Here is a 20,187-nt window from a genome sequence, read left to right as displayed (position 1 = left end):
CAAGAGTTTGTTCGCAGCACGCTCGGTGCGGCTATTTTGGCGTCCCTACCATGGGTTCTGACGTGAACACAGGCGTACGCGCCGCTCGACAGGACTCACTGGACCATGGATTCTCCCGCACATCGCGCGCTGCCCGGCCACGGGCGCTTTCAATATTCGCCGATCAACAACCGCCCTGTCTATCGCTGGCCTGACGGTTCGCGGCTCGCGGTCTATATCGGCTTTAACATCGAGCACTTTGCGTTCGGTGAAGGACTGGGGCCGACTATCGGTCCGGTGATGCCCGAACCCGATGTGCTGAATCACGCGTGGCGCGAGTATGCATTGCGCGTGGGCGCATGGCGCTGTCTCGATCTCTTCGATGAACTCGCGCTGCCGACCGCGGCCATTATCAACACGGCGCTCTACGATCACTGCCCGGAGCTGGTCGCCACGTTCGCTCAGCGCGGCGATGAGCTCGTCGCGCACGGCCATACGAATTCTGAACGACAGGGAACGCTGACTGAAGCCGACGAACGCGCGTTGATCGTGGCGTGCCGCGAGCGAATTGCGGCGGAGAGCGCACAGCAGCCCGCGGGCTGGTTATCGCCGTGGCTCTCGGAGAGTCATGTCACCAGCGACCTGGTAGCCGAAGCGGGTTACCAGTACACGCTCAATTGGTGTCACGACGATCAGCCCACGCGTCTGCATACGCGCAACGGTCAGCCGCTGTGGGCGATTCCATATCCGGAAGAAGTCAACGATATCCCGATGATCCTTGCGCGCCAAATGGACGCGAAGTCGTTCGCCGATCTGGTGATCGACCACTTCGAGGAAATGCTGCGGCAATCCGTGCGCCAGCCGCTGGTGATGGGCATTGCGTTGCATGCGTACCTGATGGGACAGCCGCATCGTCTGTGTCACTTGCGGCGGGCGCTCGAACATATTGCCCGCGCGCGCGACGAAGGCCGCATCTGCATCACTACGCCGGGTTCGATTGCAAGCCACATGGACTTCCTCGGCCGCTAGATCACTTCATTCCCGCTTCGCTGTCCCGCCTCTTTCCCTGCTATATCGTTCAACCTGAGTAGGATTCGCCATGTTCATGTCAAAGACAATCAAGCTGCTGCTATGCGCAGTCACCGGCCTCCTCCTCGCACAAGGCGCGTCAGCGCAATCGTGCGAACCGTCCAAGGTGGCGCAGAAATATCCGTCGCTTGCGGGCAAGACCATCAAGATCGGCGTGGACCCGGAGTCGCCGCCGTATGCGTTTCGTGATAGCAAGGATTTCAACAAGATCATCGGCGCGGATGCCGACATGGCCCGCGCCGTGTTCGCCTGCGCAGGCGTGAAGACGGAATTCTTCACCGCCGGCTGGCCGGGCTTGCTGCCCGCGCTGCGTGCCGGACAGATCGACGTGATGTGGGACCTACTGTACTACACGCCAGAACGCGCGAAGGAGACGAGCTTCGTCACGTATATGCAGGCCGGCACGGGCGGACTGGTGGCAGCCGGCAACCCGAAGAAGATCGATGACATTTCCAAGCTCTGCGGCCGCACGGTGACTGCAGGCATCGGCACCGTCGAACTGACAATGGCGCAAGCGCAAGCGGCCAAATGCAAAGCGGAAAACAAGCCTGAGGTGACCATCATGCCGTCCGCCGATATCGCGTCGGGCGCGCGTCTCGTTGCAAGCCATCGCGCCGATGTGATGATGTACGACCTGGCGCTAGTCGATGGTCTCGCGAAACAGAACCCGCAGCTCTATATGCGCGGCTTCATGCTGACGAGCGGCATGAAGATCGGCGTGGGCGTGAAGAAAGGCAATGCCGATATGATCGCCGCCGTATCCGACGGACTCAAGATCATGCAGGCTAATCAGACGCAGAAGAAGACCTTCCAGCAGTACGACGTCGATCCGTCGCTGGAAACGCCGACCACACTGCTTACTCAATAAAGGCTGCCTGCGCGGCACACAGCGCGGTGTGCCGCTAGCGTCATGGATCAGGTTCGAAAATGAATGCATTGCGTGTCAAACACAGAGTTGTCGCCACCCTCGGCATGCTTGGCATGCTCGCATGGCACCCGGCGATGGCCGCCGGTCTCGCGGGCGTTCAGGTACTCGACGGTTTCAAGGAGCTGGTCGGTTATGTCAGCTCGCCGTTCCTGCTCGGCGGCGCATGGATCGCGGTGAAGATCACGATGATTGCGATGTCGACCGGGCTGGTGCTTGGTCTCGGCCTCGCATTGATGCGGCTGTCGCGGTTCAAGGCCTTAAATTCAGCGGCGTGGGGTTATATCTGGTTCGTGCGCGGCACGCCACAACTGCTGCAGCTCGTGTTCATCTTCGACGCGCTGCCGCTGATCGGTTTGCGTTTCGATGAGATCACGACCGCGGTTATCGGCTTTGCGTTGAACGAAGCGGCGTTCAGCGCTGAACTGTTTCGTGCCGGGATCTTGTCGGTGAACCGTTCGCAATCTACCGCGGCCGCCGCGCTCGGCATGGGACCATTGCTGACGTTACGCCGCATCATTCTGCCGCAATCGATGCGCGCGGTCATCCCGGGTCTCGCCAACGACACCATCGGCATGTTGAAGCTGACGTCGATCGCGTCGGTGATCTTCGTCAATGAGCTGACATTTCGCTCGCAACAGGTCGTCGGGCAAAATTTCAAGTTCTTTACCGTGTTCGGCGCGGCGGCAGTGATCTATCTGTTCCTGACGAGCGGGATCTCGGTGGTACAGGTGTGGCTCGAACGCCTTTTCGATCACGAGCGGGACCGGAAGATCACGTTCTCGTGGTTCGGACTGCGCGCATCGATGCCTGATATGAAACCGGTCGATGCGCCGGTTGATTTACCGGTCGCCGTCCAGGAGCCGGACACGAACGATCATGCATGGATCGGTACGCTACTGCCTGCCGAGAGTCGCACGCCGCGACATAGCGGTGAACCGTTTGTCGCGTGCAGGAACGTCTGGAAATCGTATGGTAAGCGCGAGATTTTACGCGGCGTCGACCTGTCGATCGCGCATGGCGAAGTGGTCGTGATCTTGGGCCCGAGCGGTTCTGGAAAAAGCACGCTGCTCAAGCTCATCAACCATCTCGAACCGCTCGACTGGGGAACGATCAAGGTCGATTCGCAGTACGTGGGCTATCGCGAAGTGCCGGGGGGCGGCGGCACGGTGCGGCCTCTGCATAACCTCGCACGCGCTCGCGCCGAAGCACGGGTGGGCATGGTGTTCCAGCATTTCAATCTGTTCAGCCATTTGAGTGCACTGGAGAACATCGTTGAAGCGCAACGGCAGGTCTATGATGTGCCGCGCGCCGAAGCTGAAGCGCTCGGCCGCGAACTGCTGAAAAGCGTGGGCCTGGCAGCGCATGCGGATTTTTTGCCGCACCGGTTGTCGGGCGGACAGCAGCAGCGCGTGGCGATTGCACGGGCGCTCGCGATCAAGCCCAAGCTGATGCTCTTCGACGAACCCACTTCGGCGCTCGACCCCGAACTCGTCGGTGAAGTGCTTGGCGTGATGCGCGGGCTGGCCGATGCCGGCATGACGATGATCGTGGTCACGCACGAAATCCGCTTTGCCCGCGATGTCGCCGACCGGGTCGTCTTCATGGACGGCGGCGAAGTGATCGAGCAAGGGACGCCGCAGCAGCTCATCGATAATCCGACCCACGAGCGCACCCGAAAATTCCTTAACGTCGTCGTAAATTAAATATGAGGCTCAAATGACGGACTTCGAAACTTTCGATCTCGGCCGCGTCGCGCTGCAGTCCGGCGCGACGCTGCCCAACATGCTTCTCAGCTACAAGACGTACGGCCGGTTGAATTCGGCGCGCGACAACGCGATTGTGTATCCGACGTTTTATAGCGGCAGCCATGTCGACAATGAATGGTTGATCGGCGAGCACATGGGGCTCGATCCGCGGGAGTACTTCATCATCGTGCCGAATATGTTTGGCAACGGCGTATCGAGTTCGCCGAACAACAATCCGTCGCCTTATGACCGCGGCCGCTTTCCGCATGTGACGCTTTACGACAACGTCGCCATGCAGCATCGCCTTGTGACCGAGAAGTTTGGCATCGAGTCGCTCAGGCTCGTCACTGGCTGGTCGATGGGCGCGATGCAGGCCTTCCATTGGGCGGCGATGTATCCGGAGATGGTCGAGCGCATTCTGCCGTTTTGCGGGGCGGCGCGGTGCTCGCGGCACAACTTTGTATTTATCGAGGGGCTTAAGGCGCCGCTGCTGCTGGACCCTGAATTCAAGGATGGATTCTACGATGCACCGCCGACGCGTGGAATGCGCGCTGCTGCGCGTGTCTTTGCCGGGTGGGGATTTTCGCAGGCGTTTTTGCGTCAACGACTCGACATGGAAGCGATGGGCTATGGATCGCTCGAAGACTTCATTACCCAGTTCTGGGAGGGCGATTTCCTGAAGAAGGATGCGAATAATATCTTGTCGATGATGTGGAGCTGGCAGTACGGCGATATTTCCGCGAACTCGCTTTACAACGGAGACTTCGATCGAGCATTGGGCAGCATCACTGCAAAGGCTATCGTGATGCCCGGGCGCACGGATCTCTATTTCCCGCCGGAAGATGGTGAGTACGAGGTGTCGAAGATGCCTAATGCGCAGTTGCGGCCTATCGAGTCGGTCTGGGGCCATTTTGCGGGCGGTCCTGCGGCCAATCCTGTCGATGTTAAGTTCATCGATAGTGCGGTGAGGGAAATTTTGGCTATGTAGTGGTCCGGTTTTTTTCGCCCGGTTCTGCTTGCACCAGATTGCTTTTGCATGGTCTGGCGAAAGTTAAGGAAGCGCGGATTAAAGCACTGCGTGTCCCAAAATGGGCGGCTTCGGCATGCTAGAGAGTCTTCAGATATATAGTGTCCGGAGGTCATGAGACGATACCGAAAGGGAAGTCCCATGACCGACCCGACAAGCATGACCAAGAGGAGCAAGAAACCGAACGCGCCGAAGCTCTTTCCGAAGGTTGTAATGAGATGGACCCGACGCCTCCCTTCGGGAGACACTGACGGACGTCAACCTGACGTGTGGAGGTTCATCATGGAAATCGATATTCTCGGCATCGATCTCGCCAAACAGGTCTTCCAGCTCCATGGGGCTGATCGCCACGGACGCGTGGTACATCGAGCGAAGGTCTCGCGCGGCTCGCTGTTCGAATCCGTGCGTACGCTCAAGCCGGGGCTGGTCGTCATGGAAGCCTGCAGCTCGGCTCACCACTGGGCCCGGCGTTTCCAGTCACTGGGAACAGAAGTCCGGCTCATCAGCCCCCAATACGTCGCGCCGTTCGTCGCTGCGGTGGTGCCAATACCGGTTCAGTCCTTCGACGATGTCGACCTTCGCGACAAAGCTGAAGTCTCGTTGCGCGGCGTCGATACATAGTGGACCGATCCGCCCGTCGCTGAACTGCTCGGCGGTATCGATCCGATATTTCACCCGTGCGTCGATCGCCGTGGCGAGTGCAGCGACGGCCGCTTCCGAAACGATCCGCCCCGTCGCAATGTTGTAGGCAAACCGCGGCAGCCGTGGCTTGGCGAGCACAGCGATGATCGCGTCGACGCAATCGTCGACATAGATCAGCTGTCGCGGATTGGTCGACGCGGCGCTGACTACCGCCGGCTGCCCGGAAAGCGTCGACGCGTATAACGCACCCACGACACACTCCGTACGCCTACCCGGACCATAGATCGACCCGAAGCGCATTGCGACGACGTCGAGCGTCGAACAGGCACGATATGAGCGGGCAATCAATTCCGACGCGATCTTGCTTGTGCCATATGGATCGAGCGCCAGCAATGCCGCGGATTCATCGATTGCCGCGATGGCTGGATGGTCGCCATAGACGGCGATCGACGACGCGTGAACGAAGCGCTGCACATGATGGCGAGACGCGCAGTCAAGCAGATTCAACGTCCCAACTACATTCACGCGATGAACCAGTGCCGGATCGTCACGTGCGAGCATCGGCCCCGAAATGCCACCGCAATGAACAACTGCCGTAATCTTCTCGCCTTCGAACAGCGCCTCGATCATCGCGCGATCGGTCAGGTCGGCATCCACCCGGCGATCGGCGTCCGGAGGACCGCTCGAGTCGGACACCGCGAACGCGCGATCCAGCGCAACGACGCGCCCATGCGCAGAGCGGAGTTGCTCGCAGACGAGCCGGCCGACAAAGCCGTTCGCACCCGTGACAAGCACGGTTTGATAGTGTGGTGCATGGGATAAATTGGCCCGGGAGCCGTTGTCGTCGCTCATCGCTACAAACCCGAAATATTGGTCGGCGCGAAGTTTTTGCGCCAGTGATGCGCGATCTGTGCGCCGGTGCAGAACCAGACGCCGCGGTGCGCGCACGCGTGGCGCATGAAATCGACCAGCCCCCTGATACGCGCCGGACGACCAATCAGGCGATCATGCAGACCGATCGACATCATCGTCGGCCGATGAACGGCCTCCGCATACAGCGTGTCGAAACAGTCCGTCATGTATTCGGCGAAATGCCGCGCGACGCTGAAGCCGGAATTTTCGTTAAAGCGGTTATCGTTCGTTTCGAACGAATACGGGATGATCAAATGCGGTTTCCCGGCGGCTGCCGTCCAGTACGGCAGTTCGTCGTTGAGTTCGTCGCGGTCATACAGGATGCGTCCCGTCGCGGCGATTAGCTCGCGCGTATGGACGCTCGGCCGCCCGGTCATCCATCCCAGCGATGTCATGCCGAACTGCGACGCAAACCACTGGACGGCCGCCTCAACGTGCTTGCGCTCCTCGTCCACGGGCATCACCTGATAGTCCAGCCATCGGTGTCCATGGCAAACCAGCTCGTGTCCGTCCCGTACGAATGCGCGGGCCGCTTCCGGATTGCGTTCCAGTGCGGCGACGACACCCAGGATGCTCGCCTTCACGCCGAAAGATTGCAGGACGCGCAGGATTCGCCACACGCCTGTGCGCGATCCGTATTCGAATACGGATTCGGCCAGCGGGCTACGCAATCCCGCATATGCCGGCATTCCGATATCGTTCAGCATGCCCTCTGACGTATCGTCGCCGTTGTCGAGCGAACGCTCGCCGCCGCCCTCGAAGTTGAGGTTCAGGTTAATCGCAATGCGTGCGCCGTCTGGCCATGAGGGATCGGGCGGCGTTTCGCCATAGCCAATGAAATTCCTCGTTCTGCTCATGCTTGCCCCTTTGAAGGTGTTGGCCCGATTGCCGATCAGCAGCCAGGAATCAGCTCGCCGCCGGTCAGGTTGAGTACACAGCCGGTCATATAATTCGATCGATGCGAAGCGAGAAAGGCAACCATATGCGATACGTCAAGCGGATCGCCATGTCGGCCGAGCGGTATACGGGCGAGCCGCTCGGCGCTGGTTTGCAGCAAGTCGGTATGGATGCCGCCTGGCGCGATACAGTTGACGGTGATGTTCCATGGCGCCAGCTCGCGTGCCCAGGACTTCGTAAGCCCGAGAAGCGCCGCTTTTGTCGCGGCATAGACGCATGCGTTCTCCTGTCCCGTCAACGCCCAGTTCGACGACGTGTTGACGATCCGGCCTGCACGTCGCTGCTTCATTGCCGGCAATACCGCTTGCAATGCAACGACAAAGCTGTAGACGTTCACCTGGAAAACGGTGTCCAGTTCCTCGACCGTCAGCGATTCGATCGGGCCGTCTGAAGCAATCCCGACGTTGTTCACAAGGACGTCAACCGGTCCGGCCTCGGCCGCTGCCATTTCTATTTCACGGCGAAACCGTGCCGAGTCGCGGACGTCGCATACGATGCCGAACGCACGGCCGCCTGCGTTGCGTACCGCGTCGACAGTCGTCCGGACCTTCGCGGCGTCGACGTCGTGGACAATCACCGACGCGCCCAGCGTCGGCAAATGAAGCGCATGCGAGCGGCCGATCCCGGAGCCGGCGCCGGTGATCAGCACCACTTGCCGCTCGAGTTCCCGATTATTCAATTGTTACCTCCCCGCACAATGTTAGGGTTGCCGGCACTGAACGAACCGAGCGACGCGGCGGCGCTCCATTGCGACGTGGCAACCGAAATGATGCCGCCGCGGATGATCTCGGAACTAAATGCCGCCTCGTTCAGCGCAAACGCGGTTACCGCTGTGCTGAACGAATCGAGTTTCCATCCGACAAGCGGTAGCGCATCGAAGATGAAAACCAGCTGCAGCATAAGGGGCGTACCGCGCATGAACCATACATATGCGTGAGCCCCATTTGACACCGCACGCAGGCGCGACGTTTTGGCCAACGCAAGCCCGAGGCCCAGCAGGACACCGAATGTCATCCCCAATGCAGTGATTTCAACCGCAAGCCAAGCACCGTTCCACAAAAACGGGGAGATGGTGTATGACCACAGTTCAGTCAGTGATTGCATGGCCGGAATTCCTGTTAAGCAAGTTGTCGGATTGCGCCTTTACTCCTCCCTGATTTCCACGGGGATCTGCATCATGGGATCGACGCCGTAGCGCGCAAAGATCGCCTTTTGCTCGCCGTTCGCCTGCAATATCCGCAGCGCTTCGGCAACCGCCTTCTGCAGATCCGGATTATGCTTTGATACCGCCACACCAAGCGTTTGCCCCGACAGTATCGAGAACCCTCGCGCATAGGTTTGCGGCGATTCCTTTACCAGGGAGCCGACCAGACCGAGGTCGTACATCATCGCGTCGGCGCGGTTGTTTTGTATGAGGCGGGTACCGGAGGCGAGATCGGGAAAGAAGATCTTCGTGATGCCGGGCTTCTTCTCATCCACGCATTTTTGACTCTGCTTGTCGACGAGCGCTACCTCAACCATCCCGACGCCGACGGCCACTGGATGGCCGCACAACGAATCGAAGTCCTTGAACGCGCCCGCGCTTTTGGCGCTGATCAGCGCGCCGCTTGCGGCCCGCATATAGACCACGTAGTTCACGGCCTTCGCCCGCTCGGGCGTGTAGTACAGGTCGTCCCAGAAAAGATCGATCTGACCGCCGTTCAGCGCTGGGAGCATGCCCGACCAGGCACCGAGGAACCATTCGTACTTGATCCCCGCACACTTCATGGCAGCGGCCGCCATGTCGGCAGAAATGCCCCGCACCACGTTAAGATCGGCATTGTCGCGGACCACATACGGTGGCGTTTGCGGGTCTGCGCCGATCTTGATGACCTTGTCGACCAGCGACGGATATTTCTGTGCGAGTTTGGTCGGTTCGCATGCAGCGGAACCCGTTTGGGCAAATGCGGGGGACGCCACTGCCAGCCAGCACAAGGAAAGGAGGCACAACAAAACAGAGCGGACGTTCATCGCTAGTTCCCTTTATCAGATGCGATTGGAGTGAAAAACCTGTGTGGCGTAGCACACGATGTCAGCTACGCATCTGGCGACTGAGGCTTCAACGCCAAATACGGTTTCGACAGATGAGGCGTGAGCAGCGAATGCTCGACCATCGCATGAACACCCTTTTCGCCGTCAACCATCTGCGTAATTCGCAGGTCGCACGCCATGCTGCAGAATGCATAGGCAGACGCATGCGGCCATCCAGTGGCTCTTCCGATTAGCTGAATCATTTCCCGCAATGCCTTGCGCGCGGCTTCGTCGAGGTTCTCGTCGAAACCCATCGTAATGACGTGCCGCTGGGTGATCGCGAACGGGAGGGAGGCCTCGATTCCGGGATGGACCGTCAGACGGAAAACGCCGGTCAAAGACGTTTCGAGCGCGCTTAGATCAACCTCGCCGTCTCCCTGTACTGCGTGCCCGTCGCCGACAGAAAACAGGGCGCCGGGCACATGGACCGGAAAGTAGACGATCGCGCCTACACCCAATTCCTTATTGTCGATATTCCCGCCGTGCTCGCGCGGTTCGATGGAGCTGATCGCGCCATATGCGGGCGGCGGGGCGACGGCCATGATCCCGAAGAACGGCCGAAGCGGAATTCGCGGCCCGAACGGCAGCGTCGCCACGTTGCGCGACCGGTCAATCGGCACGTGAAGCAGCTGCGTGATCGGAAAGTCGTCCGGCAGAGTGCCGCGCAACGGGCGGATAGCGTTCCAGCCCCAGTCCTGCCGAAGTTCGATGTCGACTACCCGCACTTCCAGCAGATCGCCGGGCTGTGCACCGTCTACGGCGACCGGACCGGTCACAATATGCGGCCCGAGCTTCGGCTTGCAATCACGATGAATCGCCTGATGCTCCGGCAGCATCTCAAACGGCAATCCGACCAGGTCGCGAGGCTGCCCATTGACTGTTTCGATCCGGACTTCGTCGCCGGATCGAATCGTCAGTACCGGCGCCAGCGCCGAATCGAAGAAACCCCAGTGCACCGTATCCGGCGACGACGTTAATATGTGTGATTCGCTCATGCACGCTCCTTCGAGACCATTAAGGATGCCGCGTAATACTTGGGACACCCGACGTGTGGTTGAACATCAAATGGACTGCGGATCCTGGCCTACCGGTAGGCGCGAAGCGCGTACCGACCGCGAGGTAGTGGATTTGGTCGCGGCGCTGTCGCGTTGCGTATCGTGGCGCGCCGCCGCTACTGCGCCCTGAGCGCGGAAGTCGCGGCGAGGTCGACTGCGCCGGTACTCGTCAGCGCGACGCGATAGACGTCGTGCGCGCGGTCCCGGCCGATCCAGCCCTCGACGACGTCGCGCGCGACGCGCTCAGCTTCGCGCGCCGCGGGATCGCCGTAACCGCCGCCGCCGTTGGTCATCGACACGACGCGCTGGTCGCTGCGCACATGAACGTGTTCGGAGGTACTGAGCTCGTGCATTTCGCCGTTGTCCGCTTCGAGGTATTGCCGCGCGGGCCGCGCATTGCCGCCGCCTCGCGTGCCGAGCGACGGATTGACTGTGCCGTCCGAGCAGAAGCCGAGTTCGAAATGGCAGTCGATCGGGCGAAACGCGGTCATGATTCCCGGCGCGCCACGGTACATGCCCGCGCCCTCGCTGTCGGCGATGATCTTGCGAATCTCGATCATCATCGGATGCAGCATTTCGTCGATCTCGATGCTGTCGTAGAACGGCATGCCCGCATTGCCCATGCAAAACAGCGAGAGCCAGCCGTCCTCGGACGGCGTGCCCGGTCCTCCGCCGGCGGCGAGGATCACCTCGTTGACGAACGCATGTCCGCTGCGCGGGTCGTGGCCCGAGATCACGCCGGCGGAAGGCGGCAGCGCGGCGCCGCCTTCGGCCATGCCGACGCCCGGATCGATGCTCGCCATTGCGAGTTGCACCGCATTGGAGACGCGATCGCCGAGATTGGTCGTGGCGACCGAGGTCGAGTACGGGTGCGTCGGAATGCCGACGCAGCAGTTCTCGCGCAGCTTCACCTCGATGCGCCGCAGACTGCCCGCGTTCGGCGTGATCGGAGAAGGCAGGCTGTTGAGCACGCCGACCAGTGCAGCCGATCGGGCGCAAGCCTCGCTGAGGTTGACGCCCACCGGCAGGCAGTCGATGTTGTCGGTCAGATCGACCACGATGCGGCCGTTTTTTGCGTCGACGGTGACGTCGGCATTCGCCGGAATACCCTCGGCCGGAGAGCCGCGCAGCGGGTCGTGCGTACATGTGCCGCGCGCGCTGCCGGAGCGGATCGAGGAAATGACTTCGACCATGCGGCGCTCTGTCATGTCGAACCACTGTTCCGCATGCGCGGTGACTGCGTCCCAGCCGAGCTCTTCGCCCATGCGCACGATTTCGCGCTCGCCGATGCGCGCGGCGCCGATCATCGCCAGATAGTCGCCGCGCCACTGGTCCGGCACGCGGATGCGCATCATGCACATGTTAATGATGTCGCGATTGTCCTCGTAATCGGACTGCACCTTGACGGCCGGGAAGATCAGCGCACCCTCCTCATAAACGTCGCGTGCGTCGCCCATGTAGGTCGTCGGCAGCGAGTTGCCGCAATCGGCCTGATGAGCTTTTGCGACGACCGTGAAGCGATGGACGTCGCGGTCGTCGAACACCGGCACGAGGATCGTATGGTCGGCGGCGTGCGAATTTCCGTGATAGGGCGAGTTATGCAGGAAGGCATCACCCCTGCGAAGGTCCGGATGGATATCGAGCATCGCGCGAGCCATCAGATCGGCGCCGCCGATCACGTGAATCGGATAGCTATCGGCGGCGGTAAGCAGGTCGCATCCGGCGGTCACAATCGCGCATGAAAAGTCGCGCGCCGTATTGATGACGCCCGAGCGCGCGGTACGCAGGAGCGTGTTCGCCATCTTGCGCGTGACGCCCTCGAAGCGCTTTTGCATGATCGCGAGTTTGACGCCGTTTGCAACGGGCGCACCTGGCTGGTTCCGAACCTGCATGTCCATTTCCTCTTCTACGTTGCGCTGTGGATGACCAGATGGCCGCCGGCCCGGCGCACGGCGCGCGCACCGGGATTGACCACGATGGTCGTGAAGTTGCTGTCGACGACGGCGGGGCCGGCGACGTCAGCGTCGATCGCCATGCTTTCCAGCCGATAGGTCGGCGCATCGATCAGCCCGGTCTCGCGGAAATACATCGGCCGAGAGCGGTGGTTCTGCGATACCGGCTCTTCAGCAATGCGAATCGACGACGGTTCCGCTACGCGGCAACGCGCAAGTGCCCGCCAGCTCATGATCTCGACGGCGTCCCCGTCGTCGCGGAAAGAGAACAGCTCGGTGTGGCGCGCATGAAAGTCGGCGATCAGCGCAGCCAGATCGGCGTCGCTGTCGAACCGGGCGCCGCGCAGCGGCACGTCGATTTCCCACACCTGGCTCGGATAGCGTGCCTCGACCGACAAGTCGATGCACTTGTTGCGCGCATGCGGCCCCGCCTTCGCGAAAAACGCTTCGGCTTGCGCAACCAGTTCGGCGATCAGCGCATTCGCGCATTCCCGATCGAACGACGCAGTTTTCATAAACGCAGTGCGCGAAAATTCGGTCGTCAGCTCCGACATCATCGCGCCTGCTGCGCTGAGCGCTGCGCCGACGTCGGGAAACACGACGGTTCCGCAGCGCAGCCGGCGCGCGATCAGCACGGCATTGATGCCAGCCGCGCCGCCGCCACCGATCATGGCCGTCTCCTCAGGATCGATGCCTTGCTTTACGGTGATGTCCTCGATCGCGTTCACCATGCTTTCGGTGGCGAGATCGAGAATCGACAGGGCGGCCTCTTCGACGCTGATGCTGAGCGGGCCGGCAATCTCCGTGGCGATCGCGTCGCGTGCGGCTTCGCGGCCAAGGCCCATTTGTCCGCCAAGGAAAAACGTCGGATCGATGTAGCCGAGTACGACCGCTGCATCGGTGACCGTCGGCAGTTTGCCGCCGCGGCCGTAGCAGACCGGTCCCGGCGTAGAGCCGGCGCTTTCCGGACCGACATGCAGGAGGCCCGCCGCATCGACACGTGCGATGCTGCCGCCGCCCGCACCGACGCTTTTCACGTCGACCGATGGGAAGCCCGTCAGGTGTCCCTGGTAGATCGGGCCGAGCCAGCTTTCGCGCGTCCATGGCAGGGTTCCGTCGCGCACGAGCGAAACGTCGTAGGTCGTGCCGCCCGCATCGGTGACGATCGCGGTGCGCACGTTTTCAAGTTCGGCGAAATGCCGGCCCGCGACCGGCGCCATGGCAGGGCCGGAGTTGAGTGCGAGAATCGGGCGCTCGGCCAGATCGGCAACGTCGACTAGGCCGCCTTGCGACGTCACCGCAAAGATTTGCCCCGCGAGTCCGCGTTCCTGCAACTCGGATTTCAGCGTGCGCAGATAGTCGCTCATGATCGGCTTGAGCGATGCGTCGATTGCACACGACGAGGTGCGCCGATACTCGCGAACGGTCGGATTGAGCCGGTGCGACAATGTATAAGGCACGCCGGGAAGGTGTTCATCGAGAAGCTGCGCGATACGCTCCTCGTGTGCCGGATTGACGATCGACCAGAGCAGCGAGACGGCCACTGCCTCGACCTTTCGCTCCTTCAGTTCGCCGATGAGGCGAAGCAATGCCGATTCGTCGAGCGGTGCATGAATCCGGCCGTCCGCCCACACGCGCTCCGGCACCTCGAAAGTGAGCGAACGCGGGATGTAGGGCGCCGGATACGGTACGCGGTAGTTGAACGGGTCAGTGCGGCCGCCTTCGCGAATCAGAAGGATGTCGGGATGACCTTCGGTCACGAGAAGCGCCGTGCGCGCGACGTTGCCGGTGACGACCGCGTTGATCGCGCGCGTCGTCGAATGAAAGAGCATTTCCGTCTGGCCAAGCAGATCGCGGATTTCGATGCCGCGGGCTTTCGCTGCCAGTTCCAGCGCGCCGAGAATTCCGCCGATCGGATGGGGATAGGTGGTAGGCGACTTGTACATGGCCGCCGTCCCGCCGGGTTCGCTCACCACGAGATCGGTAAAGGTGCCCCCGACATCAATTGACATTCGCACTGTGCAACTCCCTCGGCTGTTAATGATCAGTGTGCAACACACTTTCATAGGGAGCAACACGTTTCAAAATAAACTTGCGGCTTGCGTTGTGCACAACTCTTGCTGGTTCTGCGGTATAACGGGCAAAGGCGCCGCAGCATCGCCGTGCGCCGGCGATATTGAGGATCGCACTACAAATTTATAGGTGTGAAAACTTGATGGAAAATCTGGATTCAGAAGTCGGCAGGGGAGATGAAGATGCGCCCGACGTCGGCCCGCGTGTGCGCTATCTGCGTCGCGTCAACCGGCTGCGTTTGAAGGATGTGGCCGCCGCGGCCGGTTGCTCGGAAAGCCTGCTTTCGCGAATCGAAAATTCGGTCGTCATGCCTTCGCTGACGACGCTGCACCGGATCGCAAAAGCGCTAAATGTGAACGTCGCGGCGCTGATGGATCCGAAAGACGAAGAGGTCTGCACCATCTATGGGCCTGACGACCGGCCGCGCCAGGCACACGTGACGGACGGGGGCGACGGCAGCACGGCAGAAATCCTCACGCCGTTCAGCGAACATCGCCAACTCGAGGGCCTGCTGCTCGAGATGCCCGCGGGCGGCCCAATGTGCGGGCCGTTCCAGCATGCCGGCGAGGAAGTCGGCTACGTGCTCTCGGGCGAGCTCGAACTGGTGATCGAGGGCGGGCGTCATCTCGTGCCGACCGGCTACAGCTTCTTTTTCATGTCCGACCGGGAGCACAGTTACCGCGCGTCGGGCGATGTGAATTGCCGGGTACTATGGATCAATACGCCGCCGACCTTCTGACTACGTCGCGCGCAGGTCGTGATAGCGGCTTGCGAAGAAAATGAGCGGCGCGCCGTCCAGACTTTCGCACGCGGTGACTGTCGCCACGAACAGCGTATGGTCGTGAATGTCGTGCTGATCGAGGCGCTCGCATTCGAACCATGCGAGCGCCGCGCGCAGCACCGGCGCTTGCGACGGCACCACGAATTCCGGTTTGCGTGCGGACCCGGCGCGTCCGCTGAACAAAGCGGAAAAGTCCGCGTGCTCGTCGCGCAAAATGCTCACGCCGAAGCGCCCGTTGCTGCTGACAAGTTCATGCGTGCGCCCGCGCTTCAGCGAACGAGCACCGTGGGCGGATCGAGGCTGAACGAAGTAAAGCTGTTGATGGTCATGCCATGCACTTCGTCCGATTGCTCCGCTTCGACGGTGACGATCGCAATGCCGGTTGCGAACTGTGCGACCGCCTTGCGGAAATTGGCGCGGGCGTCGGCGGTTGCGCGCTCGCAAGCGGCTTCTGTATGGGCCATAGAAATAAACCGGTGGTGTTTGCATGGCATTGCACGGATCGGTCCGCGGCCGCGCGAAGGTTCCTCTACGCACTCATCGAGGGCGCGCCCATGTCGTTCAACGCGGTGTCGACCTGATCGAATGCGGCCGGCCAGTCGTAATGCCGGTACATGTTGCCGTGATTCACGTGCGAAGAACCGGCATAGAACATTTCGTATTGCAGATGCCGCGACGCGAACTCCGAGCCGAGCGCATCCCAGGCGAGCTTGAAGAGGCGCACGCGGCCGAGGCTGTCGGTCGCGGACGATACCTGTGTGGCTTCGATCATCGCGGCGATGTCCGGATTTTCGAAATCGGCAGCGGAAGACGGCAGCATGATCAGGCCTCCGCCGGCGATTTCGCGGATCGTCTGCACGAAGGCGGGGTAGAGCTCCTGCGTCAGCGTCTGGGCTGCGTAGAGCATTGGGGCGCTCGGGACGACATAGTCACCGATACGCACTGCGGCGGCCTCCATGCCTTTTACTAGACCATCGACCAGCGTTGCCTGCGCGGCAAGCCGGCCGATTTGTCCCTTGATGGCCGGAATATCGATGCTGCCCGTCGTTTCGGCGATGCGGTGCGCGATGCCGACCAGAAACTGCAGCTTGACGGCAAGACGTACCTGCGCCTGATAGTTCTGGTAGACGTGGGCGGGCGTATCGCTCCACTGTTGCCGCGCGGCTTCGATGTCGGCGAGCAGGAAGACACGGCTCCACGGCACGTGCACTTCGTCGAAATAGACGATCGCATCGTTTTCGTCGAGACACGACGACAGTGGGTGATCGAAGCGCGATATCGCCGCCTGTTCGTATGAGCGCCGCGACAGGAAATGCAGGCCGCGCGTCGCCGACGGCACGGCGCAACTGAACGCATAGCGCTCTTCGCCGTGCTTGAGCGGCTGGATATTCGCGATCAGCAATTCGTCGGCCATGATCGAACTCGTGCCGAGCATTTTTGCGCCGCTGACGACGATGCCTGCGTCGTCCTGGCGGATCACGCGAGCAACGAGATCCGCCGCCTGAGCGGACGCGCTGCGGGTCTTGTCCGCCTGCGGGTTCTGGATCGCATAGCTCACGAACAGATCGTTGTCCCGGGCGAACGCGAAGTAATCGGAAAGCGCGCGAGCGCGCTTTTCATCGTGGCGCCGAAACACCTCGATGCCGATCAGCATGCCGCTCAACGTGGTGGCCAGATGATCCGGCGAGCGCCCGAGAAATCCGTGATGAAGCCGTAGGGACGCTTCGAGCGCCTGCCGGCGCATGACCAGACTCGCGTAGTCGGTCGGCAAGTCCCACGCACGGCTGACGCGTCTGCCGTTGCCGGGGCTTGCGATCGTCATCAACGCCTGGTTCTCGGGTAGCGCCTGAAAGTCGTACAGCTTCGCGAACGACGCGACGGTATGGCGAAAGGCGGGATGCGTGGTCACGTCGTCGACGCGCGCGCCATTGATATAGACGTTCCGGCCATCCCGCAACGCTTCGACGTAATCCTCCCCTGTCCGTGAATCCATATGCACTCCATGAAAGTGACTTGCGTGCAACGAAATATATATGAAACGCGCGTTCAGCGCCAGACGAGGCGTCAGCCCCAACCAGGGTGCAAATTGCCGGCTGTTCCTGAACTGCGATGGATCGCCCACACTACCCACGAGCGCAGTCGCGATGACCGGTCCGATTCCTGGAACGGTAGCGAGCCGTTGGCAAGCTTCATTGCTCTTGAAGATCTCCGCTATCTCAGCAGCAAGTTCGTCGAGCCATTGCTGCAGTGCCTTTAGTTGCTCGAGGTACATCGAGCCAAGCCGTCTGAGCAAAGCGGTAATGAAGGAATCGGGATTGTTGACGAGCTCAACCACTCCTTTTCTCAATTGCGGAAGCCCGACCGGGAAGATCACACCCTCTTCAGCAAACATGCTCCGGATCTGATTCGATTTCGCTGTCCGCTCCTGGATGAGCCGTTGGCGCATGCGATGAACCGGCTTTGTCAACTTGACGAGCACAGGCTATGTTTTTGGCTAAACGTAGGTATCCTGATCAGATAGCATGCTCGATTTCAGCATCCACGGTCCAACCATGCCAGACGGCGAGGCGTTTCTTGAGTATGGCGCGATGACATGCTGCCTTCATCTGATGTCTGGGCAAGGCGAAGTGCTGCCGGATCGGGCCAAAGCATGAGAGAAATGCCTGGGTGCGACGTGCATCGCGAAAGCTGCACATGTGCCGTTCGCGCCTGCGGGTCGGCTGATGGCTGTTCTCGGCGCGATTGTTCACGCGTGCAGCCGCTTTGACGAATACGTGCTTCACCTGAGCGAGTTCGGGAATATCAGCCTTTGCTGCCGGGTAACTGCGCAACTGGTCCGTAACAATCCTGCGCGGCACCGGGTTCGAATGCAGCACCCGCAGGAAAAAGCGCTTTGCCGCAGCCTTGTCGCGCCGCTTTTGCACCAGCACATCCAGTTCGGCGCCATGTTCGTCGACCGCACGCTACAACAGATACGGCTCCCCCTGCAGCGTCACGAACATTTCGTCGAGGTGCCACGTAGTGCCCGGCTTGCGCCGCACCGCCCTGGCGCGCCGAGAAAATCCAGCGCCGAATTTGTCGCACCAGCAACGGATCGTTTCGTATGTGACTACGACACCACGCTCGAGCAACAACTCCTCGATGTCGCGCAGGCTCAGGCTGAACCGGAAATACCAGCGAACAGCACAGCTGATGACGACAGCGGGGAACCGATGACCGTGATAAAGCGATTTCGTCTTTTTCATTGCTTCATTTTACCGCGGCAGGTCCTCTAACCTGACAGCGCCTTCTCAGTGCTTCCGTACCCTTTGGTCGCGAGGCTTGGCAGCGCGCTCGGTGCAGCGGCGTATGCGCTTCCAGGTCGCCGCAAACATGTTGTACTTGTCAATCTGCGCCTTTGCTTTCCAGAAAAGACCGAACGCGAGCACCACGATCTTGCCAAAGAACATTTCCGGCAGGTTATCCGCAGCTATCTCGAACGAGGCATTCAATGGTTCGGTAGCGCAAAGACGATAAAGAATATTGTCCAGATCGAAAGCAGGATTGATCTCGAAGACAAGGATGCGCCACCTACCATCTTTCTGGGGTTCCACTTCGTGGGCATCGAGATCGGATGCATGCTGTACTCGATGCAGCTGCCTGTCGCAGCACTGTACACACGCATGTCGAACACGCGCCTCTGCGACCTTGCAAGGCGACAGCGCGGCAGGTTTGGCGCGGATATGATCGAACGTTCGACGAGTGCCAGAAAGATCTTGGGAATACTTCGTTCTGGCAAACCAGTCATGCTCGCGGCGGACATGGATCACGGTATCAACAACTCTGTTTTTGTCCCATTCTTCGGCGTTCCCGCCTGCACGCTGACATCCGTCTCGCGACTTGCAAGACTGGGCCATGCGCGAGTGGTGCCGTTCGTGACGGAGGTGCTGCCGGATTTCAGAGGGTATAAGTTGACCATCTTCGAGCCGCTCAACGATTTCCCATCCGGAAGCGACACCAACGATGCGCGGAGAATGAACGCGTTTCTTGAGGCTCAGATTTTGCGATTTCCGGAACAGTATTACTGGGTGCATCGACGCTTCAAACACCGCCCACCCGGCGTTCCAGCCGTCTACTAAAATACTGCGTGGCCGGCGTGTCCTTCCGCTACCGGTGAACAACCTTATTTGCCGACGAGGTGACAACCGCCGCGGAGGCGCGACGGTCCGTTGTCTGGGGCGAAGCCGCCGCTCGAATGTCCTTGTGAAAGTTTGTGCGACCGACCGTTGATGGCCGATAGCACCAGTTCGATGAAGGGTCCGAAGACCTGCCCTGGAAATCTTCAACGGCTGCTTAGGGCGGCAGCTGTGAATAGAGTAGAGTCGGCACATTTGAGACATTGGACAGGGCTGCCTGGATGCCGACAATCGCTCCTCAGCTGTGGTTACGAACCATGCGTTTTCCCTTTCGATCTCGCTCGCCCAACTCAATGCAAACGGCTCAAGAGCCAACCGGGTCTGTTCATAGGACCGTCGGTTGCAAACTGCTTGGCCGACCGGAGTCCAGATTCGCAAGGTCGGCGTGCTTACATGCAGAGAAAAAAAATGGAAACGCTCCGGCGACGGCCCTCAGACCATGGGCGCGGCCACGTGAGCAAGTGAATGGTAATTATCGGGACAAACATGGATATTTTTTCGCCGCTTGTTGCGGACGACCAGCTGCATGCGAACTTCAGGAGCATCATCTTGCCTTCGATGCATGTCGAGCGAGCGGAGCTTGAGCGCTGGCTCGAAGGGTTCCCCGACCGCGACGGCAAGTTCGTGAAGGAGTTCCAGACGACGTTTAACTCCTCGTTCTGGGAGATCTACCTGTTCGCGTTGTTCAACGCCTACGGTTTCGAACTGGACTGGGCTCACGCGTCGCCCGACTTTCACGTGAAAAGCCAGTTCGGAGATTTCATCGTCGAAGCAACGACGGCGAATGCAGCTCTTGGCAAGC

The 20,187-nt window shown here is 60.6% G+C and carries 17 protein-coding genes and 4 pseudogenes; 8 read left to right on the top strand and 13 right to left on the bottom strand.

Going from position 1 to position 20,187, the window contains the following annotated elements:
- Positions 1-105: 105 nt before the first annotated feature.
- The 5 genes and pseudogenes from OKW41_RS00105 to OKW41_RS00085 all read left to right on the top strand — a co-directional run.
- Positions 106-1,008, top strand: a complete 903-nt coding sequence (locus OKW41_RS00105; RefSeq protein ID WP_429571129.1) for a polysaccharide deacetylase family protein — start codon at positions 106-108, stop codon at positions 1,006-1,008.
- Positions 1,009-1,084: 76 nt separating this feature from the next.
- Entirely contained in the window at positions 1,085-1,936 is an 852-nt protein-coding gene (locus tag OKW41_RS00100; protein ID WP_429571128.1) for an ABC transporter substrate-binding protein, read from the top strand.
- Between the two features lie 59 nt (positions 1,937-1,995).
- Positions 1,996-3,699, top strand: coding sequence for an amino acid ABC transporter permease/ATP-binding protein (locus tag OKW41_RS00095; RefSeq protein ID WP_429571127.1), 1,704 nt, complete (start codon positions 1,996-1,998; stop codon positions 3,697-3,699).
- A gap of 13 nt (positions 3,700-3,712) precedes the next feature.
- Complete coding sequence (locus tag OKW41_RS00090; protein WP_429571126.1) at positions 3,713-4,729, top strand: alpha/beta fold hydrolase; 1,017 nt, start codon at positions 3,713-3,715, stop codon at positions 4,727-4,729.
- Positions 4,730-5,050: 321 nt separating this feature from the next.
- A pseudogene (locus OKW41_RS00085) lies at positions 5,051-5,350 on the top strand (IS110 family transposase); the annotation flags it as partial.
- Here the strand turns inward: OKW41_RS00085 and OKW41_RS00080 are convergent.
- The 8 genes from OKW41_RS00080 to OKW41_RS00045 form a co-directional block, all read right to left on the bottom strand.
- Positions 5,246-6,262 carry an NAD-dependent epimerase/dehydratase family protein gene (locus OKW41_RS00080; protein WP_429571125.1) on the bottom strand — a complete coding sequence of 339 codons (1,017 nt, stop codon included), beginning with the start codon at positions 6,260-6,262 and terminating at the stop codon, positions 5,246-5,248. The pseudogene OKW41_RS00085 and the gene OKW41_RS00080 sit on opposite strands and share 105 nt — an antisense overlap.
- 2 nt (positions 6,263-6,264) lie before the next feature.
- Positions 6,265-7,179: a polysaccharide deacetylase family protein gene (locus OKW41_RS00075; RefSeq protein WP_429571124.1), complete on the bottom strand. Its 915-nt coding sequence runs from the start codon at positions 7,177-7,179 to the stop codon at positions 6,265-6,267.
- A 35-nt stretch (positions 7,180-7,214) separates the two neighbouring features.
- Complete coding sequence (locus OKW41_RS00070) at positions 7,215-7,958, bottom strand: SDR family NAD(P)-dependent oxidoreductase (protein ID WP_429571123.1); 744 nt, start codon at positions 7,956-7,958, stop codon at positions 7,215-7,217.
- On the bottom strand, positions 7,955-8,383 hold the full coding sequence (locus OKW41_RS00065) for an ABC transporter permease subunit (RefSeq protein ID WP_429571122.1): 429 nt from the start codon (positions 8,381-8,383) through the stop codon (positions 7,955-7,957). Before OKW41_RS00065 ends, OKW41_RS00070 begins: the two co-directional genes overlap by 4 nt.
- Positions 8,384-8,422: 39 nt before the next feature.
- On the bottom strand, positions 8,423-9,289 hold the full coding sequence (locus OKW41_RS00060; RefSeq protein WP_429571121.1) for an ABC transporter substrate-binding protein: 867 nt from the start codon (positions 9,287-9,289) through the stop codon (positions 8,423-8,425).
- Between the two features lie 65 nt (positions 9,290-9,354).
- Positions 9,355-10,344: an acetamidase/formamidase family protein gene (locus tag OKW41_RS00055; protein ID WP_429571120.1), complete on the bottom strand. Its 990-nt coding sequence runs from the start codon at positions 10,342-10,344 to the stop codon at positions 9,355-9,357.
- Positions 10,345-10,520: 176 nt separating this feature from the next.
- Positions 10,521-12,296, bottom strand: coding sequence for a hydantoinase B/oxoprolinase family protein (locus OKW41_RS00050; protein ID WP_429571119.1), 1,776 nt, complete (start codon positions 12,294-12,296; stop codon positions 10,521-10,523).
- Between the two features lie 14 nt (positions 12,297-12,310).
- Entirely contained in the window at positions 12,311-14,368 is a 2,058-nt protein-coding gene (locus OKW41_RS00045) for a hydantoinase/oxoprolinase family protein (RefSeq protein ID WP_429571118.1), read from the bottom strand.
- A gap of 203 nt (positions 14,369-14,571) precedes the next feature.
- Here OKW41_RS00045 and OKW41_RS00040 point away from each other — a divergent pair, with 203 nt between their 5' ends.
- Positions 14,572-15,168, top strand: a complete 597-nt coding sequence (locus tag OKW41_RS00040; RefSeq protein ID WP_429571117.1) for a helix-turn-helix domain-containing protein — start codon at positions 14,572-14,574, stop codon at positions 15,166-15,168.
- Here OKW41_RS00040 and OKW41_RS00035 read toward each other — a convergent pair whose 3' ends face one another.
- The 5 genes and pseudogenes from OKW41_RS00035 to OKW41_RS00015 form a co-directional block, all read right to left on the bottom strand.
- Complete coding sequence (locus OKW41_RS00035; protein WP_429571417.1) at positions 15,169-15,483, bottom strand: flavin reductase family protein; 315 nt, start codon at positions 15,481-15,483, stop codon at positions 15,169-15,171.
- Positions 15,480-15,674 (bottom strand): flavin reductase, encoded by a 195-nt coding sequence (locus OKW41_RS00030; RefSeq protein WP_429571116.1) that lies wholly within the window; start codon positions 15,672-15,674, stop codon positions 15,480-15,482. The genes OKW41_RS00035 and OKW41_RS00030 overlap by 4 nt, the downstream gene beginning before the upstream one ends.
- Positions 15,675-15,739: 65 nt before the next feature.
- Positions 15,740-17,203, bottom strand: a complete 1,464-nt coding sequence (locus OKW41_RS00025; RefSeq protein WP_429571416.1) for a 4-hydroxyphenylacetate 3-hydroxylase family protein — start codon at positions 17,201-17,203, stop codon at positions 15,740-15,742.
- A gap of 66 nt (positions 17,204-17,269) precedes the next feature.
- Positions 17,270-17,665: pseudogene (locus OKW41_RS00020) on the bottom strand (transposase); the annotation flags it as partial.
- Positions 17,666-17,723: 58 nt separating this feature from the next.
- Positions 17,724-18,455 (bottom strand): annotated as a pseudogene (locus OKW41_RS00015) (IS6 family transposase).
- A 48-nt stretch (positions 18,456-18,503) separates the two neighbouring features.
- On the opposite strand from OKW41_RS00015, the gene OKW41_RS00010 reads away from it, so the two are divergent.
- The gene (locus OKW41_RS00010) at positions 18,504-19,328 is read left to right on the top strand and encodes a lipid A biosynthesis lauroyl acyltransferase (protein ID WP_429571115.1); all 825 of its coding nucleotides are present in this window, start codon (positions 18,504-18,506) and stop codon (positions 19,326-19,328) included.
- Between the two features lie 606 nt (positions 19,329-19,934).
- Positions 19,935-20,187 (top strand): annotated as a pseudogene (locus OKW41_RS00005) (glycosaminoglycan attachment site); the annotation flags it as partial.

Source organism: Paraburkholderia sp. UCT70 (assembly GCF_050434085.1).
Taxonomy (GTDB): domain Bacteria; phylum Pseudomonadota; class Gammaproteobacteria; order Burkholderiales; family Burkholderiaceae; genus Paraburkholderia; species Paraburkholderia tuberum.
This window is presented reverse-complemented; position numbering and strand designations above follow the sequence as displayed.

Excerpts from the sequence above, each read along its gene's own strand:
- OKW41_RS00075 (WP_429571124.1), bottom strand. The coding sequence starts at position 7,179 with ATGAGCAGAACGAGGAATTTCATTGGCTATGGCGAAACGCCGCCCGAT.
- OKW41_RS00040 (WP_429571117.1), top strand. The coding sequence starts at position 14,572 with ATGGAAAATCTGGATTCAGAAGTCGGCAGGGGAGATGAAGATGCGCCC.
- OKW41_RS00055 (WP_429571120.1), bottom strand. The coding sequence starts at position 10,344 with ATGAGCGAATCACACATATTAACGTCGTCGCCGGATACGGTGCACTGG.
- OKW41_RS00080 (WP_429571125.1), bottom strand. The coding sequence starts at position 6,262 with ATGAGCGACGACAACGGCTCCCGGGCCAATTTATCCCATGCACCACAC.
- OKW41_RS00050 (WP_429571119.1), bottom strand. The coding sequence starts at position 12,296 with ATGCAGGTTCGGAACCAGCCAGGTGCGCCCGTTGCAAACGGCGTCAAA.
- OKW41_RS00095 (WP_429571127.1), top strand. The coding sequence starts at position 1,996 with ATGAATGCATTGCGTGTCAAACACAGAGTTGTCGCCACCCTCGGCATG.
- OKW41_RS00105 (WP_429571129.1), top strand. The coding sequence starts at position 106 with ATGGATTCTCCCGCACATCGCGCGCTGCCCGGCCACGGGCGCTTTCAA.
- OKW41_RS00045 (WP_429571118.1), bottom strand. The coding sequence starts at position 14,368 with ATGTCAATTGATGTCGGGGGCACCTTTACCGATCTCGTGGTGAGCGAA.
- OKW41_RS00090 (WP_429571126.1), top strand. The coding sequence starts at position 3,713 with ATGACGGACTTCGAAACTTTCGATCTCGGCCGCGTCGCGCTGCAGTCC.
- OKW41_RS00025 (WP_429571416.1), bottom strand. The coding sequence starts at position 17,203 with ATGGATTCACGGACAGGGGAGGATTACGTCGAAGCGTTGCGGGATGGC.
- OKW41_RS00030 (WP_429571116.1), bottom strand. The coding sequence starts at position 15,674 with ATGGCCCATACAGAAGCCGCTTGCGAGCGCGCAACCGCCGACGCCCGC.
- OKW41_RS00100 (WP_429571128.1), top strand. The coding sequence starts at position 1,085 with ATGTCAAAGACAATCAAGCTGCTGCTATGCGCAGTCACCGGCCTCCTC.
- OKW41_RS00065 (WP_429571122.1), bottom strand. The coding sequence starts at position 8,383 with ATGCAATCACTGACTGAACTGTGGTCATACACCATCTCCCCGTTTTTG.
- OKW41_RS00060 (WP_429571121.1), bottom strand. The coding sequence starts at position 9,289 with ATGAACGTCCGCTCTGTTTTGTTGTGCCTCCTTTCCTTGTGCTGGCTG.